This is a genomic window from Naasia sp., from assembly GCF_025465545.1.
In the GTDB taxonomy this organism is placed as follows: domain Bacteria; phylum Actinomycetota; class Actinomycetes; order Actinomycetales; family Microbacteriaceae; genus Naasia.
In genome coordinates this window covers 1-14,573 of record NZ_JAODMK010000030.1, presented here as the reverse complement: position 1 = coordinate 14,573, position 14,573 = coordinate 1, and the positions used below count along the sequence as shown (strand labels likewise).

The 14,573-nt window shown below is 70.8% G+C and carries 15 protein-coding genes; 12 read left to right on the top strand and 3 right to left on the bottom strand.

The window, feature by feature from the left end; genetic code table 11:
• The first annotated feature begins 11 nt into the window (after nucleotides 1-11).
• The 5 genes from JWR33_RS08565 (at nucleotide 12) to JWR33_RS08545 (ending at nucleotide 4,216) form a co-directional block, all read left to right on the top strand.
• Nucleotides 12-1,892, top strand: a complete 1,881-nt coding sequence (locus JWR33_RS08565) for an acetolactate synthase large subunit (RefSeq protein ID WP_297411069.1) — start codon at nucleotides 12-14, stop codon at nucleotides 1,890-1,892.
• On the top strand, nucleotides 1,889-2,401 hold the full coding sequence (ilvN, locus tag JWR33_RS08560) for an acetolactate synthase small subunit (protein WP_297411067.1): 513 nt from the start codon (nucleotides 1,889-1,891) through the stop codon (nucleotides 2,399-2,401). The genes JWR33_RS08565 and ilvN overlap by 4 nt, the downstream gene beginning before the upstream one ends.
• Nucleotides 2,402-2,435: 34 nt before the next feature.
• A complete protein-coding gene (gene ilvC, locus JWR33_RS08555; protein ID WP_297411066.1) occupies nucleotides 2,436-3,461 on the top strand; it encodes a ketol-acid reductoisomerase in 1,026 nt (341 codons plus the stop codon).
• Nucleotides 3,462-3,557: 96 nt separating this feature from the next.
• Nucleotides 3,558-3,869: a hypothetical protein gene (locus JWR33_RS08550; RefSeq protein WP_297411065.1), complete on the top strand. Its 312-nt coding sequence runs from the start codon at nucleotides 3,558-3,560 to the stop codon at nucleotides 3,867-3,869.
• Nucleotides 3,866-4,216: a hypothetical protein gene (locus JWR33_RS08545; protein ID WP_297411063.1), complete on the top strand. Its 351-nt coding sequence runs from the start codon at nucleotides 3,866-3,868 to the stop codon at nucleotides 4,214-4,216. Before JWR33_RS08550 ends, JWR33_RS08545 begins: the two co-directional genes overlap by 4 nt.
• Nucleotides 4,217-4,239: 23 nt before the next feature.
• Here the strand turns inward: JWR33_RS08545 and JWR33_RS08540 are convergent, their stop codons facing one another.
• The gene (locus JWR33_RS08540; protein WP_297411061.1) at nucleotides 4,240-4,632 is read right to left on the bottom strand and encodes a DoxX family membrane protein; all 393 of its coding nucleotides are present in this window, start codon (nucleotides 4,630-4,632) and stop codon (nucleotides 4,240-4,242) included.
• Nucleotides 4,633-4,753: 121 nt separating this feature from the next.
• Between JWR33_RS08540 and deoC the strand changes: the two genes are divergently transcribed.
• The 5 genes from deoC (at nucleotide 4,754) to serA (ending at nucleotide 11,188) form a co-directional block, all read left to right on the top strand.
• Entirely contained in the window at nucleotides 4,754-5,530 is a 777-nt protein-coding gene (deoC, locus tag JWR33_RS08535; RefSeq protein ID WP_297411059.1) for a deoxyribose-phosphate aldolase, read from the top strand.
• Between the two features lie 46 nt (nucleotides 5,531-5,576).
• Entirely contained in the window at nucleotides 5,577-6,143 is a 567-nt protein-coding gene (locus JWR33_RS08530) for an OsmC family protein (protein WP_297411057.1), read from the top strand.
• Between the two features lie 49 nt (nucleotides 6,144-6,192).
• Nucleotides 6,193-8,316, top strand: coding sequence for a phosphate acetyltransferase (gene pta, locus JWR33_RS08525; RefSeq protein ID WP_297411056.1), 2,124 nt, complete (start codon nucleotides 6,193-6,195; stop codon nucleotides 8,314-8,316).
• Nucleotides 8,313-9,503, top strand: coding sequence for an acetate kinase (locus JWR33_RS08520; protein WP_297411054.1), 1,191 nt, complete (start codon nucleotides 8,313-8,315; stop codon nucleotides 9,501-9,503). Before pta ends, JWR33_RS08520 begins: the two co-directional genes overlap by 4 nt.
• Nucleotides 9,504-9,592: 89 nt before the next feature.
• Nucleotides 9,593-11,188, top strand: coding sequence for a phosphoglycerate dehydrogenase (serA, locus tag JWR33_RS08515; protein ID WP_297411052.1), 1,596 nt, complete (start codon nucleotides 9,593-9,595; stop codon nucleotides 11,186-11,188).
• A 74-nt stretch (nucleotides 11,189-11,262) separates the two neighbouring features.
• Here serA and JWR33_RS08510 read toward each other — a convergent pair whose 3' ends face one another.
• Nucleotides 11,263-11,511, bottom strand: coding sequence for a DUF6458 family protein (locus tag JWR33_RS08510; RefSeq protein ID WP_297411050.1), 249 nt, complete (start codon nucleotides 11,509-11,511; stop codon nucleotides 11,263-11,265).
• 108 nt (nucleotides 11,512-11,619) lie between these two features.
• On the opposite strand from JWR33_RS08510, the gene JWR33_RS08505 reads away from it, so the two are divergent.
• Together JWR33_RS08505 and JWR33_RS08500 are read left to right on the top strand one after the other, a co-directional pair.
• Nucleotides 11,620-12,702 carry a 3-isopropylmalate dehydrogenase gene (locus JWR33_RS08505; RefSeq protein WP_297411048.1) on the top strand — a complete coding sequence of 361 codons (1,083 nt, stop codon included), beginning with the start codon at nucleotides 11,620-11,622 and terminating at the stop codon, nucleotides 12,700-12,702.
• A 3-nt stretch (nucleotides 12,703-12,705) separates the two neighbouring features.
• On the top strand, nucleotides 12,706-13,821 hold the full coding sequence (locus tag JWR33_RS08500; protein ID WP_297411047.1) for a branched-chain amino acid aminotransferase: 1,116 nt from the start codon (nucleotides 12,706-12,708) through the stop codon (nucleotides 13,819-13,821).
• Between the two features lie 98 nt (nucleotides 13,822-13,919).
• Here JWR33_RS08500 and JWR33_RS08495 read toward each other — a convergent pair.
• The coding region (locus JWR33_RS08495; protein WP_297411045.1) for an HNH endonuclease signature motif containing protein at nucleotides 13,920-14,573 on the bottom strand (654 nt) is incomplete at its 5' end.

Genomic DNA, 14,573 nt, shown 5'->3' with positions numbered 1-14,573 from the left:
GAAGAGGTCCCATGCCCGCGTCTTCCCTTCCGACGCCGACCGCGCCCGCCGCGGAGAGCGACGCCCACGAGATCCTCACCGGCGCGGAGGCGGTCGTCCGCACGCTCGAGCTGATCGGCGTGACCGACGTGTTCGGCCTGCCCGGCGGGGCGATCCTGCCCGTCTACGACCCGCTGATGGACACCAAGAAGATCCGTCACATCCTGGTGCGGCACGAGCAGGGCGCGGGCCACGCGGCCGAGGGCTACGCCTCGTCGTCCGGCAAGGTCGGCGTGGCCATCGCCACCTCTGGTCCCGGCGCCACCAACCTGGTCACCGCCATCGCCGACGCCCACATGGACTCGGTGCCGATCCTGGCCATCACGGGCCAGGTCTTCAGCACCCTGATGGGCACGGACGCGTTCCAGGAGGCCGACATCGTGGGCATCACGATGCCGATCACCAAGCACAGCTTCCTCGTGACCCAGCCCGGCGAGATCCCCGCAACTCTCGCGGCGGCGTACCACATCGCCTCAACGGGGCGCCCCGGCCCCGTGCTCGTCGACATCACCAAGGACGCGCAGCAGAACAGCGCCCCGTTCGTCTGGCCGCCGAAGATCGACCTGCCCGGCTACCGCCCGGTCACGAAGGCGCACGGCAAGCAGATCGTGGCGGCCGCGCAGCTGATCGCCGAGGCGAAGAAGCCGGTGTTCTACGTCGGCGGCGGGGTGATCCGCGCCCACGCATCGGACCAGCTGCTCGCCTTCGCGAACGCCACCGGAGTTCCGGTCGTCACCACCCTGATGGCCCGGGGCGCCTTCCCCGACTCGCACCCGCACCACCTCGGCATGCCCGGCATGCACGGCACGGTCCCCGCGGTGCTGGCACTGCAGGAGGCCGACCTCCTCGTGGCCCTCGGCGCCCGCTTCGATGACCGGGTGACCGGCAAGGCGGCCCTCTTCGCGCCCAAGGCCAAGGTCGTGCACGTCGACATCGACCCCGCCGAGATCTCCAAGATCCGCGTGGCCGACGTGCCGATCGTGGGCGATGTCCGCGACGTGCTCGTCGACCTGCTCGCCGCCTTCGAGGACGCCGCGGCGGTCGCGACCCCCGACTACTCGGCCTGGTGGAAGTACCTCAACGACCTCCGCGAGGAGTTCCCGCTCGGCTACACCGCGACGAGCGACGGCCTGCTCTCTCCGCAGCACGTCATCCAGCGGATCGGCGAGCTGACCGGTCCCGAGGCGGTCTACGCATCGGGGGTCGGCCAGCACCAGATGTGGGCGGCGCAGTTCATCAAGTACGAGCGCCCCAACTCCTGGCTGAACTCGGGCGGCGCCGGCACGATGGGCTACTCGGTCCCCGCCGCGATGGGCGCGAAGGTCGCGCAGCCCGACCGCGTGGTGTGGGCGATCGACGGCGACGGCTGCTTCCAGATGACCAACCAGGAGCTCGCCACCTGCGTCATCAACGACATCCCGATCAAGGTCGCGATCATCAACAACTCCTCACTCGGCATGGTGCGGCAGTGGCAGACGCTGTTCTACAACGGCCGCTACTCCAACACCGACCTCAACACCGGGCATCAGAGCATCCGGATCCCCGACTTCGTGAAGCTCGCGGAGGCCTACGGCTGCCTCGGCATCCGGGTGGAGCGCGAGGACCAGGTGGATGCCGCGATCAAGCTCGCCCTGGAGACCAACGACCGTCCGGTCGTGATCGACTTCGTGGTGAGCGCGGACGCGATGGTCTGGCCGATGGTGCCGCAGGGAGTGTCGAACAACTACGTGCAGTACGCCCGCGACCACAGCCCCACCTGGGACGACGACATGGCAGAGACGGGCCGGACCGAGCAGGATTCATCGGCTGGCGGCGCGTCCGCTCTGCGCACCGTGACCGGGGGCAACGAATGAGCCACGTCCTGTCCCTCCTGGTCGAGGACAAGCCGGGTCTGCTGACCCGTGTCGCCGGCCTGTTCGCCCGCCGCGGCTTCAACATCGAATCCCTCGCGGTCGGCCCCACCGAGATCCCGGGCCTGTCCCGGATCACCGTGGTGGTCGACGTGGAGGACCTGCCGCTCGAGCAGGTGACGAAGCAGCTCAACAAGCTGATCAACGTAATCAAGATCGTCGAGCTCGAGCAGACCCAGTCCGTGCAGCGCGAGCACCTGCTCATCAAGGTGCGGGCCGACAACGCCAACCGGTCGCAGATCCTCGAATCGGTGAACCTGTTCCGGGCGAAGGTCGTTGACGTCGCCCCGGACGCGCTCGTCATCGAGGTGACCGGCGACACCGCCAAGACGCAGGCGCTGCTGCGGGTGCTCGAGCCGTACGGCATCCGCGAGCTCGCCCAGTCCGGCCTCGTCGCCATCGGCCGCGGCTCGAAGAGCATCACCGAGCGCGTCGCGCTGCCCAAGAACTGACTCACGCCCACCCAACAAGGAAGAACGAACTCACATGACCGACATCTTCTACGACAAGGACGCCGACCTCTCGCTCATCCAGGGCAAGAAGGTCGCCGTCATCGGCTACGGCTCCCAGGGTCACGCCCACGCGCTCAACCTCCGCGACTCCGGTGTCGAGGTCGTCGTGGGCCTCAAGGAGGGCTCGAAGAGCCGCGGGAAGGCCGAGGACCAGGGCTTCCGGGTGCACACCCCCGGCGACGCCGCAGCCTGGGCCGACGTGATCGTGATCCTCGCGCCCGACCAGGTGCAGCGCCACGTCTACGCGGACGACATCGCCCCCAACCTGGCCGACGGCAAGTCGCTCGTCTTCGGCCACGGCTTCAACATCCGCTTCGGCTACATCCAGGCCCCCGCGGGCGTCGACGTGTTCATGGTCGCCCCCAAGGGACCGGGCCACACGGTCCGCCGCGAGTACGAGGCGGGACGCGGCGTGCCCGTGATCGTCGCCGTCGAGCAGGACGCCACCGGCCAGGCCTGGCCGCTCGCCCTCTCCTACGCGAAGGCGATCGGCGGCCTGCGCGCCGGCGGCATCAAGACCACCTTCACCGAGGAGACCGAGACCGACCTGTTCGGCGAGCAGGCCGTGCTCTGCGGCGGCGTCTCGCAGCTCGTCCAGTACGGCTTCGAGACCCTCACCGAGGCCGGCTACCAGCCGCAGGTGGCCTACTTCGAGGTGCTGCACGAGCTCAAGCTGATCGTCGACCTGATGTGGGAGGGCGGCATCGCCAAGCAGCGCTGGAGCGTCTCCGACACGGCCGAGTACGGCGACTACGTCTCCGGCCCCCGCGTCATCGACCCTCACGTCAAGGAGAACATGCAGGCGGTGCTCGCGGACATCCAGAGCGGCGCCTTCGCCAAGCGCTTCATCGACGACCAGGACGCCGGCGGTCCCGAGTTCCTCGCTCTCCGCGAGAAGGGCGCCCAGCACCCCATCGAGGCCACCGGCAAGGAGCTGCGCGCGCTGTTCGCCTGGAAGCAGACGGACGCCGACTACACCGAGGGTTCGGCTGCGCGCTGATCCCCGGCCTTCCGGCCTAGTTCCGGACCGGCAGTGAACGCCGTCCCGAGAGGGGCGGCGTTCACTCTTTCCGCCGTCTCCCGTCATCATGGGGAGGTGGGGGAGCGCACTCGGGCATCGTGGCGGCGTGAACCCGTGCTCGCCCTGGCCCCGGTCGCCGCGCTCGCGCTGGTGCTCCTGGCCTACTCCATGGGCTGGGCGATGGCGGGCCTGCGCAACCCGTTCAGCCCCACCGGCCTCGTGCCGGGGATCCTCTACAACACAGGCCAGGTGCTCGCCGTGGCCGGTCCGGTGCTCTGGGCGGCCGCGGCCGTGCTCCTGGCACCGACCGCTCGGGCGCGCCTCCTCGGACTCCTCGCCGGCGTGGTCCTGCTGGCGCCGTGGCCGCTCGTGATCGGGGGAGCGTGAGCTACGCGGCACCGGCGGAGCAGCCGGGGACCCGCCCGCGCCGGTCGGTGTCGGTGCCCTCCCTGATCGTGGCGGCCGGCTTCGCCCTGTTCTTCGGCTGGGATCTGGTCGAGGCGATCGCGAACCTGGTGGCCCTGCTCGCGTTCGCCTCGGCGGCCGGCCACCCCCTCAACTCGTACGCGTGGCTCGTGCTGGGCAGCGCCATCCTCGTGCCGCCCGCGGCCTTCCTCGTCTCGCTGCTGATCGGCTGGCGGAGGAAGCCGGTGCTGCTCGCGGTGAGCCTCGCGGCCGGTCTCGGCGCGACCGCCTGTCTCGGGCTCACCCTCGAGGCGCTGCTCCGCTCCTGAGCAGGGACGATCCTGGGCGAGACTCAGGACGCCAGCAGCAGGCCGAGCAGCGTGACGAGCACGAGCTGTCCGGCGTAGCGCGGCCAGAACGGGAAGGCGACGGTGCCGAACTCGGCCGGACGCTCGGCGGCATACGCGTTCGCGGGGAACACGGCGACGAGGAACAGCACGAGCGCGGCGGCGGCGGGAAACGCCACCGGCGGCAGGAGGAGTCCCACGCCGCCGGCGAGCTCGCAGACCCCGGTGAAGGCCACGAGCAGCTCGGCCCGCCTGGGGTCCGACCCGGTGAGCGCCGGAGGGATCATCCGCGCCATCACCCGGCGCGGACCCGGCCGGAAGTGGGCGACGCCCATGAGGACGAACGCGGCGGCCAGAGCGATCCGGAGCGCGCCGAGCGCGATCGCGGAGGCGTCCATCGGCCCATCCTCGCCCACCCAGTCGCCCCCGGTGCTGCGGTGCCCCAGCGAGCCCAGCGTCCCAGCGAACGCCGCGCCTACACTGAGCCATGGCTCCGCTTCCTCCCACCCTGGCTGGCACATGACGGGCGAGGGGGAGCTGCTCACCGTTCCGGGGCTCGCGGCGATGATCGATCATGCGGTCCTGAACCCGCAGTGCACCCGGGCCGAGCTGGATCTGCAGCTCGCGCTCGCCGCCGAGCTCTCCGTGTTCTCGGTGTTCGTCCCGACGAGGGACACGGAACACGCCGTCCGGTTCCTGCGGGGCAGCGGAGTGCTCGTCGGCGCACCGATCGGGTTTCCGCACGGCAGCGGATCGACGGCGTCGAAGCTCGCGGAGGTGAGGCAGGCGCTCGACGACGGTGCCGCGGAGATCGACGTGGTCCAGCAGATCGGCTGGCTCCGCGGCGGCCGCGATGAGGCGGTCGAGGACGAGCTGCGTCGGGTGGTCGAGGCGTCGGAGGGCAGGATCGTCAAGGTGATCCTCGAGACGGCGTACCTGACCGAGGAGGAGATCGCGCGGGCGTGCGGCCTGGCGGAGCGGGCCGGAGCCCACTTCGTGAAGACGTCGACGGGGTTCGCGCGCACGGGCGCGACCCTGGACGCGCTCCGCATCATGCGCTCGAGCGTGGGCCCGAGAATGAGCGTCAAGGCATCCAGCGGGGTGCGGTCCCTCGACGCGGCCCTCGCGATGATGCGGGTGGGGGTGACGCGGTTCGGCATGAGCTCGACGCGGGAGATCCTGGCGGAGCTGGGAGCCCGCCTGACGCGCGGCGAACGAATCGAGCTTCCGATAGAGCCCGGCGTCGCACCGGGGAACGGCGCGTTACCTCCGGTGACGGCGCCTTACGGCGCGTGACGCGGGCCCTTCCGCTGCCTGTCGGGGCCTCCCTAGCGTTCTTGTCATGACTCTCACCGACACCTCCTCCCGCCCCGATGTCCGCGCCGACCCCACCAGCTTCGACCCGGCCGAGCGCGCAGAACGCCTGACCGCTGCCGGCACCGCCTGGGCCGAGCGCATCGCCGCCGACGCGAACAGCGCCCGGCTCACCTACAAGGTCTCAGGCACCTCCGCCGGCAGCGTCGCGACGCGCATCAAGGCGGGCAAGCACCGCTTCCTCGTCGACGAGCCGGCAGCACTGGCCGGCGACGACGAGGCCGCCAGCCCCGTCGAGTACGCGCTCGGCGCCCTCATCTCCTGCCAGGTCGTGGTCTACCGGCTCTACGCCCAGGCCCTCGGCATCGCGCTGGACAGCATCGACATCCAGGCCGAGGGTGACCTCGACGTGCACAAGATCTTCGGGATCGACGAGTCCGTCCGGGCCGGCTTCAGCGACATCCGGCTCACCATCACCCTCGACGGGCCGGAGAGCCGCGAGCGCTACGACGAGCTCCGCGACGCCGTCGACGCCCACTGCCCGGTGCTCGACCTCTTCTCCAACCCCACCCCGGTCTCGGTCCGCCTCGCCTGAGGGCGGCGGCCGGACAGGTCGTCACGGGGGCGCTCCGTAGAATCGCGGAGTGCCCCTCGAGACGAAGACTGTCTACATCACGTCCGTCGAAGGCGACACCGGCAAGTCCACGGTGGCGCTCGGCGTGCTCGACACACTGCGGGGAGAGGTCGATCGGGTGGGCGTCTTCCGGCCCGTCGCCCGGTCGACGGCGGAGCGCGACTACGTGCTCGAGCTGCTGCTGGAGCACGACGGGGTCGAGCTCGGCTACGACGAGTGCATCGGCGTCTCCTACGACGAGGTGCACGTCGACCCGGAGGCCGCCCTCTCCCGGATCGTCGAGCGCTTCAAGGCGGTCGAGGAGCAGTGCGCCGCCGTCGTGATCCTCGGCTCGGACTACACCGATGTGGGAACTCCCACGGAGCTCGCCTTCAACGCCCGGGTGGCGGCCAATCTCGGCGCGCCCGTCATCCTGGTCCTCGGCGGGCGCACGGCCGGCGGGGGCGACCGGTTCGGCTCCGCGCCGGCCAGGACCGCGGATGAGATCGCCCAGGTGGCGGAGGTCTCCACGGCCGAGCTGCGTGCCGAGCACGCTGCGCTCCTCGCCGTGGTCGCCAACCGGGTGGATCCGGCCATCCTCTCCGCCGTCCGGTTCAGCGTGGGGCTCACCGTGCACGACCAGGCGGTGCCCGTGTGGGTGATCCCGGAGGATCCGCTGCTCGTCGCGCCCACGATGAAGAACCTGATGACGGCGACCGGCGGCACCCTGGTGCAGGGCGACCCGTCGCTGCTCGGCCGCCCGGTGTTCGGCGTGGTGGTGGCCGGCATGTCGATGGTCAACGTGCTGCCGCGGCTCACCGAGGGCGCGGTCGTGGTGGTGCCCGGTGATCGCGTCGAGGTGCTGCTCGCCGCGCTGCTCGCCCAGGCGTCCGGCACGTTCCCCTCGCTGGCGGGCATCCTCCTCAACGGCGGCTTCGAGCTGCCGGAGCAGATCGAGCGCCTGCTCGCCGGCATCGAGGTGTCGCTGCCCATCGTGTCCACGCCGCTCGGCACCTACGACACCGCCGTGCGGGTCACCCGCAGCCGCGGGCGACTGGCCGCCGAGTCGAGCGCCAAGTACGACCAGGCCCTCGCCCTGTTCGAGCGGTCCGTCGATCGGAAGGCCCTCGTCGACCTCCTCGCGGTGCCGCACACGGGCGTGGTGACGCCGCTGATGTTCGAGCACCAGCTGCTCGAACGGGCTCGCGCCGCAGGCTCGCACATCGTGCTCCCCGAAGGGGACGATGATCGCATCCTGCAGGCGGCAGACAAGCTGCTGCGGCGCGGTGTCGCACGTCTCACCATCCTGGGTGAGGAGGTCGAGGTGCGCGCGCGGGCCTCCGGCATCGGCGCCGACATCAGCGCCGCGGCCGTGCTGAGCCCCTTCGACCCGGAGCTGCGCGAGCGGTTCGCCGTCGAGTACACCCGCCTTCGCTCGCACAAGGGCATGACGCTCGACGTCGCCCGCGACGTGGTGACGGACGTGTCCTACTTCGGCACGATGATGGTGCACCTCGGCCTCGCCGACGGGATGGTGTCGGGAGCGGCCCACACGACGGCGCACACCATCCGGCCCTCCTTCGAGATCCTCAAGACCAAGCCCGGAGTCTCCGTCGTCTCGAGCGTCTTCCTGATGGCGCTCGCCGATCGGGTGCTCGTCTACGGCGACTGCGCGGTGATCCCGGACCCCACCAGCGACCAGCTGGCCGACATCGCGCTGTCCTCCTCGCTGACCGCCGCACAGTTCGGGATCGAGCCGCGAGTGGCGATGCTGTCCTACTCGACCGGCGCCTCCGGCGCGGGAGCGGACGTGGAGAAGGTGCGTGCCGCCACGGAGCTGGTGCGACAGCGCCGCCCGGGGCTGCCGGTCGACGGACCGATCCAGTACGACGCGGCGGCCGATGCGGCCGTCGCCCGCACGAAGCTGCCAGGATCCGCCGTCGCCGGGCGCGCGACGGTGTTCATCTTCCCGGACCTCAACACGGGCAACAACACCTACAAGGCCGTGCAGCGCAGCGCGGGAGCCGTCGCGATCGGGCCGGTGCTGCAGGGCCTCAGCAAGCCGGTCAACGACCTCTCGCGAGGCGCCCTCGTCCAGGACATCGTGAACACGGTCGCGATCACCGCGATCCAGGCGGGGGAGGCCCGCGCGTGAGCACCGTCCTGGTGATCAACAGCGGGTCGTCCTCACTCAAGTACCAGCTGATCGACACGGACACCGAGCAGGTGCTCGGGAAGGGCCTGATCGAGCGGATCGGCCAGCGGACCGGGTCGAGCTCGCACAGCACCCCCGAGGGCGAGCACCTCACCGAACGGGCGATGCGCGACCATCCCTCCGCCTTCCGCGCGATGATCGACGCGTTCCGCCTGCACGGCCCCGCGCTCGACGACGGAACCCCTGCGGCACTCGCCCACCGCGTGGTGCAGGGCGGCGCCCGCTTCTCCGGCCCCGCCCGCATCGACGACCGGGTGCTGCAGGACATCGACGAGCTCTCCGCCCTTGCGCCGCTGCACAACCCGCCGGCGCTCGCCGGGATCGGAGCCGCCCTCGAAGCCTTCCCCGGGATCCCGCAGGTGGCCGTGTTCGACACCGCCTTCCACGTGACGCTGCCGCCCGAGGCGTTCACCTACGCCATCGACAAGGACCTCGCGGCCCGCCATCGGGTCCGCCGCTACGGCGCGCACGGCACCTCGCACAAGTACGTGTCCCGCCGTGCCGCCGAGTTCCTCGGCGTCGACGTCGACACGGCCAAGGTGATCGTGCTCCACCTGGGCAACGGCGCCTCCGCCTGCGCGGTCGACGGCGGCCGGTCGATCGACACCTCGATGGGCATGACGCCGCTCGAAGGGCTCGTGATGGGCACCCGGTCCGGCGACATCGACCCCGCCGTCCTCCTGCATCTGAGCCGGCGGGCGGACCTGAGCATCGACGACCTCGACGAGCTGCTCAACCGGCGAAGCGGCCTGCTCGGGCTGTCGGGCAGTGCCGACCTCCGCGACGTGGTCTCCAGGGCCGACTCGGGCGACGCCGACGCGCAGCTCGCCATCGACGTCTACCTGCACCGGCTGCGGCACTACCTCGGCGCCTACCTCGCCCAGCTCGGCGGAGCGGACGCCATCGCGTTCACGGCAGGGGTCGGGGAGAACAGCCCGCGGATTCGCGCGGGCGCCGTCGCCACGCTGGGCTTCGCGGGCGTGCAGCTCGACGAGGTGCGGAACAGCTCGCCCGAGCGGGGTGAGCGGATCATCTCCGCAGAGGGCTCCCGAGTGGCCGTGCTTGTGATCCCCACCAACGAGGAGCTCGAGATCGCCCGCCAGAGCGTGGAGCTCCTCGGCACGTAACACCCCCGGGGCCGGTTCGGGGGGCCCACTAGAGTCGTACTGTTTTGTGCCCGGCCCGAGACGCGCTCGGTAGGAGAAAGACGGAACCTGTGACCAAGCCGATCGTTCTGATCGCCGAAGAACTCTCACCCGCCACCGTCGAGGCCCTCGGCCCCGATTTCGACGTCCGCGACGTCGATGGCACCGACCGTCCTGCCCTGCTCGCCGCCCTCGCCGACGCCAGCGCCGTGCTGGTCCGGTCCGCCACCCGGATCGACGCCGAGGCGATCGCCGCCGCGCCCATGCTCAAGGTCGTCGCCCGCGCCGGCGTGGGCCTCGACAACGTCGACATCGCCAGCGCCACCGCGGCCGGTGTCATGGTCGTGAACGCCCCGACGTCCAACGTCGTCTCGGCGGCGGAGCTGGCGATCGGCCACCTCCTCGCCCTCGCCCGGCACATCCCCGACGCGAACGCATCGCTCAAGGCGGGGGAGTGGAAGCGCAGCCGCTTCACCGGTGTGGAGCTCTACGAGAAGACCATCGGGATCGTCGGCCTCGGCCGCATCGGCACCCTCGTCGCGCAGCGCCTGGCCGGCTTCGGGGCGAACCTCGTCGCATACGACCCGTACGTGACGCCGACCCGCGCCCAGCAGCTGGGGGTGCACCTGCTGAGCCTCGACGAGCTCGTGGCGCAGAGCGACTTCATCACGATCCACATCCCCAAGACGCACGAGACGACCGGCCTGATCGACGCCGCCATGTTCGCCAAGGCCAAGCCCGAGCTCCGCATCGTCAACGCGAGCCGAGGCGGCATCATCGACGAGACGGCGCTGTACGAGGCGCTCTCCACGCGGCGCATCGCCGGCGCGGGCATCGACGTGTTCGTCTCGGAGCCGCCCACCGGATCGCCGCTGCTCGGGCTCGACAACATCGTCGTCACCCCGCACCTCGGCGCCTCCACCGACGAGGCGCAGGAGAAGGCCGGGGTCTCGGTCGCGAAGTCGGTGCGGCTGGCCCTCTCGGGCGAGCTCGTCCCCGACGCGGTCAACGTGGCGGGCGGCATCATCGACCCGTACGTGCGCCCCGGGATCCCGCTCATGGAGAAGCTCGGCCAGATGTTCTCGGGCCTCGCCGACGGCGCGCTCACCAGCGTCGACGTCGAGGTGCGGGGCGAGCTGGCCGACTACGACGTCAGCGTCCTCAAGCTCGCCGCCCTCAAGGGCATCTTCGTCGGCGTGGTCAGCGAGAACGTGTCCTATGTCAACGCACCGCTGCTCGCGGAGCAGCGCGGCATCGCGGTGCGGCTGCTCACCGACTCGGTGTCGGAGGAGTACCGCAACGTGCTCACCATCCGCGGCTCGATCTCCGACGGCACCCAGATCTCGGTGTCCGGCACCCTGCTCGGCACCAAGCAGATCGAGAAGATCGTGGAGATCAACGGCTACGACGTGGAGGTGCCGATCGCCAAGCACCTCGTGGTGTTCACGTACGACGACCGGCCGGGCATCGTGGCGATCTATGGCCAGAAGTTCGGCGAGGCCGGCATCAACATCGCCGGCATGCAGATCGCGCGTCAGGGCCCGGGCGGCAAGGCGCTCAGCGTGCTCACCATCGACGGACCCGCGCCCGAGGAGCTGCTCGAGGACATCCGCACCGCGATCTCGGCCGACAGTCTGCGGGAGATCGACGTCGCCGACCTCAGCTGAGCGACGGCTTCCGGCTGAGAACGATGAAGGGGAGCGCCCGCGGGCGCTCCCCTTCATCGTTCTGCTGCGGAGATCTAGAGGGTGTCGTCCCGGACGTCGCGCCGGACGGAGTCGCCGGTCACGGGGTCCACGGCGGTGCGGGTGGTCGACACCGACTGACGGCGGCGGGCCAGGAGGGCGATGCCGAGGATGATGCCGATGATGCCGGCGACCATCAGGATCCAGCCGACGATCGCCAGATCGATGCCGGGAACATCGATGTGCACCGCGAAGGCGAGGATGGCCCCCACGGCGAGAAGGAAGATGCCTGCTCCGAGACTCATTTCGTGCCTTTCGATCGGTTGGCCATCCGGCCGCCCCATTCTGGCACGCGCGATAATCTGATCGCACGGCGGCCTCGCCGCGATTCCCCTCTTCCCTTTCGGAGCACTATGCCGCGCACTCTCCGCCTCGCCTCGATCCCGGGCGACGGCATCGGGCCCGAAGTCGTCGCGGAGGCGCTCAAGGTGCTGCACGCCGCGCTGCCCGCCGACACCACCGTCGAGGTCACCGAGTTCTTCCTCGGCGCCGGCCGCTACCTGGCCACGGGCGACGTGCTGCCGGACGAGGAGCTCGCGCGCATCGCCGAGCACCACGCGATCCTGCTCGGCGCTGTCGGCGGCGTCCCCGGCGATCCGCGTCTCGCCGGAGCGAACATCGAGCGGGGCCTGCTGCTCAAGCTGCGGTTCCAGCTCGACCACTACGTGAACCTGCGGCCCACCGTTCTGCACCCGGGCGTGACGTCTCCGCTCGCGTCGCCCGGCGAGGTCGACTTCGTGGTCGTCCGCGAGGGCACCGAGGGCCCATACGTGGGCAACGGCGGCACGATCCGCGCGGGCACCCCGCACGAGATCGCGACCGAGGTGAGCATCAACACCGCCCACGGCGTTGAGCGGGTGGTCCGCTACGCCTTCGCCAAGGCGCTGGAGCGGCGCTCGCAGCTCACTCTGGTGCACAAGACGAACGTGCTCACCTTCGCCGGGAGCCTCTGGAAGCGCATCGTGGACGGGGTCGGCGCCGAGTATCCGTCCGTGCAGGTCGACTACCTGCACGTGGATGCGGCCACGATCTTCCTCGTCACCGATCCTGCTAGGTTCGACGTGATCGTCACGGACAATCTCTTCGGCGACATCCTCACCGATCTGGCCGGCGCTATCAGCGGCGGCATCGGACTCGCGGCCTCCGGCAACATCAATCCGGACGGCACGTTCCCTTCGATGTTCGAGCCGGTTCACGGTTCCGCCCCCGACATCGCCGGGCAGCAGAAAGCCGATCCCACCGCGGCCATCCTCTCCGTCGCACTCCTGCTCGACCATCTCGGTCTGCCGGAGGCCGCGGGACGGGTGACCGAGGCGGTCACCGCCGACCTCGCCGCCCGGGCCGCCGACCGCACCCCGCGGCGGACCGCCGAGACCGGCGACGCGATCGTCGCGCAGCTGACCGGCACCGCCGCCGCTACGCCTTCCAGGAGCTGAGACATGACCACGACGACAGACACGGCCACCGCCTTCCCCCTCGCCTTCACGACGACCCCGTCGCAGGCCGCCCGGGACCAGGCGGAGCGCGACGCGATCCTCGCCTCCCCGGGCTTCGGCAAGCACTTCACCGACCACATGGTGCAGATCACCTGGACGCTGGACGACGGCTGGCATGACGCCGCGGTCGTGCCGTACGGGCCCATCTCGCTCGACCCCGCCGCGTCGGTGCTGCACTACGCCCAGGAGATCTTCGAGGGACTGAAGGCGTACCGGCACGCGGACGGCTCCATCTGGACGTTCCGTCCGGAGGCGAACGGCCTGCGTCTGCAGCGCTCCGCCCGCCGTCTGGCCCTGCCGGAGCTGAGCGTCGTGGACTTCCTCGAGTCCCTCCGCCAGCTGATCGCGGTCGACGGCGCCTGGGTGCCCTCCGCTCCGGAGACGAGCCTCTACCTCCGCCCGTTCATGTACGCGAGCGAGAGCTTCCTCGGCGTGCGGGCCGCCCAGAAGGTCGACTACCGCGTGATCGCGAGCCCGGCAGGGGCCTACTTCCACGGCGGAGTCGAGCCGGTGTCCATCTGGCTGTCCACCGACTACACCCGCGCCGGTCGCGGGGGACTGGGAGCCGCGAAGACCGGCGGCAACTATGCCGCGTCTCTGCTGCCGCAGGCAGAGGCGTACCAGCACGGCTGCGCGCAGGTGCTGTTCCTCGACTCCGAGGAGGGCAAGTACCTGGAGGAGCTCGGCGGCATGAACCTGTTCCTGGTCCGCCACGACGGCACGCTCATCACCCCGAGCCTGCGCGGCACGATCCTCGAGGGCATCACGCGGGAGAGCGTCATCCAGCTCGCGAAGGACCGCGGCCATGCGGTCGAGGAGCGGCCCGTCGCGGTCGACGAGTGGCGTGACGGCGTCGCATCGGGGGAGATCACCGAGGTCTTCGCCTGCGGCACGGCTGCCGTGATCACGCCGATCGGCGAGCTGAAGTCCCCGGACTTCTCGATCGGCGACCCGGGTCGCGGAGCGGGCGAGTTCACGATGTCGCTGCGTCAGGAGCTCACCGACATCCAGTACGGCCGCCGCCCGGACCGGCACGGCTGGCTGCACCGCCTGGGCTGAGCCGGTTTCGGGGACCGGCTTGATGCGGTCTCTGGTGCTGGTTCGGAGACGGGCCTTCTGGCCTCCTCGACCACCGGGCGGCTCGCGCAGATCCCGGGTCAGAGGGGTGCGGGCGCAGAGACCCTGCCCGCTCGTCGCGGCGTCCCGGCGGGATCAACCCACGGGGGCGGGATCAGGTACGGCACGCCGTCCTCGAACCGCATCGACCAGCCGTCGCGGTCGAATCTTCGGTGGTGGAACGGGCAGAGCAGGACTCCGTTGACGAGGTCCGTTCTGCCGGCGGGGAACCAGGGCTCGAGGTGCGCGGCCTGGCATCGTCCCGGCGGCTCCTGGCAGCCCGGCCAGACGCACCCGCCGTCCCGAATCGCCATCGCCACTCGCTGCGCCTCGGTGAAGAGGCGGCGCTCCCGGCCCAGGTCGAGCGGCTGGGATGCTCCGCCGAGGACGACGGGCAGGATCTTCGCCTCGCACGCGAGCCGGCGGGCGGCGCCCGCGCTGATCGGCTCGTCGACCCCGAAGATCGTGGCCGCACCAATCCCGCTGACGAGGGCCGCGGCGTCGATGCTGACCAGCATCGTCACCGCGGTGCCGGAGACGTCCCCGGCGTCCGCCCTGAGGCTGCCCTTCGCAATCGCAACCAGGGCATCCAGCCGCTTCTGAGCGAGGGTGCGGGTGTCAGCGAGGGCGTCGTCGACCGCGGCCTCGTCCGGGTCCAGAAAGGCGACCCGGCGAGAGGGCGCCAGGTTGGCGTC

Coding starts and splice junctions, on each gene's coding strand:
- JWR33_RS08540 (WP_297411061.1), bottom strand. CDS start 4,632: ATGGACGCCTCCGCGATCGCGCTCGGCGCGCTCCGGATCGCTCTGGCC.
- deoC (WP_297411059.1), top strand. CDS start 4,754: ATGACGGGCGAGGGGGAGCTGCTCACCGTTCCGGGGCTCGCGGCGATG.
- JWR33_RS08500 (WP_297411047.1), top strand. CDS start 12,706: ATGACCACGACGACAGACACGGCCACCGCCTTCCCCCTCGCCTTCACG.
- JWR33_RS08565 (WP_297411069.1), top strand. CDS start 12: ATGCCCGCGTCTTCCCTTCCGACGCCGACCGCGCCCGCCGCGGAGAGC.
- JWR33_RS08510 (WP_297411050.1), bottom strand. CDS start 11,511: ATGAGTCTCGGAGCAGGCATCTTCCTTCTCGCCGTGGGGGCCATCCTC.
- JWR33_RS08530 (WP_297411057.1), top strand. CDS start 5,577: ATGACTCTCACCGACACCTCCTCCCGCCCCGATGTCCGCGCCGACCCC.
- ilvN (WP_297411067.1), top strand. CDS start 1,889: ATGAGCCACGTCCTGTCCCTCCTGGTCGAGGACAAGCCGGGTCTGCTG.
- ilvC (WP_297411066.1), top strand. CDS start 2,436: ATGACCGACATCTTCTACGACAAGGACGCCGACCTCTCGCTCATCCAG.
- JWR33_RS08505 (WP_297411048.1), top strand. CDS start 11,620: ATGCCGCGCACTCTCCGCCTCGCCTCGATCCCGGGCGACGGCATCGGG.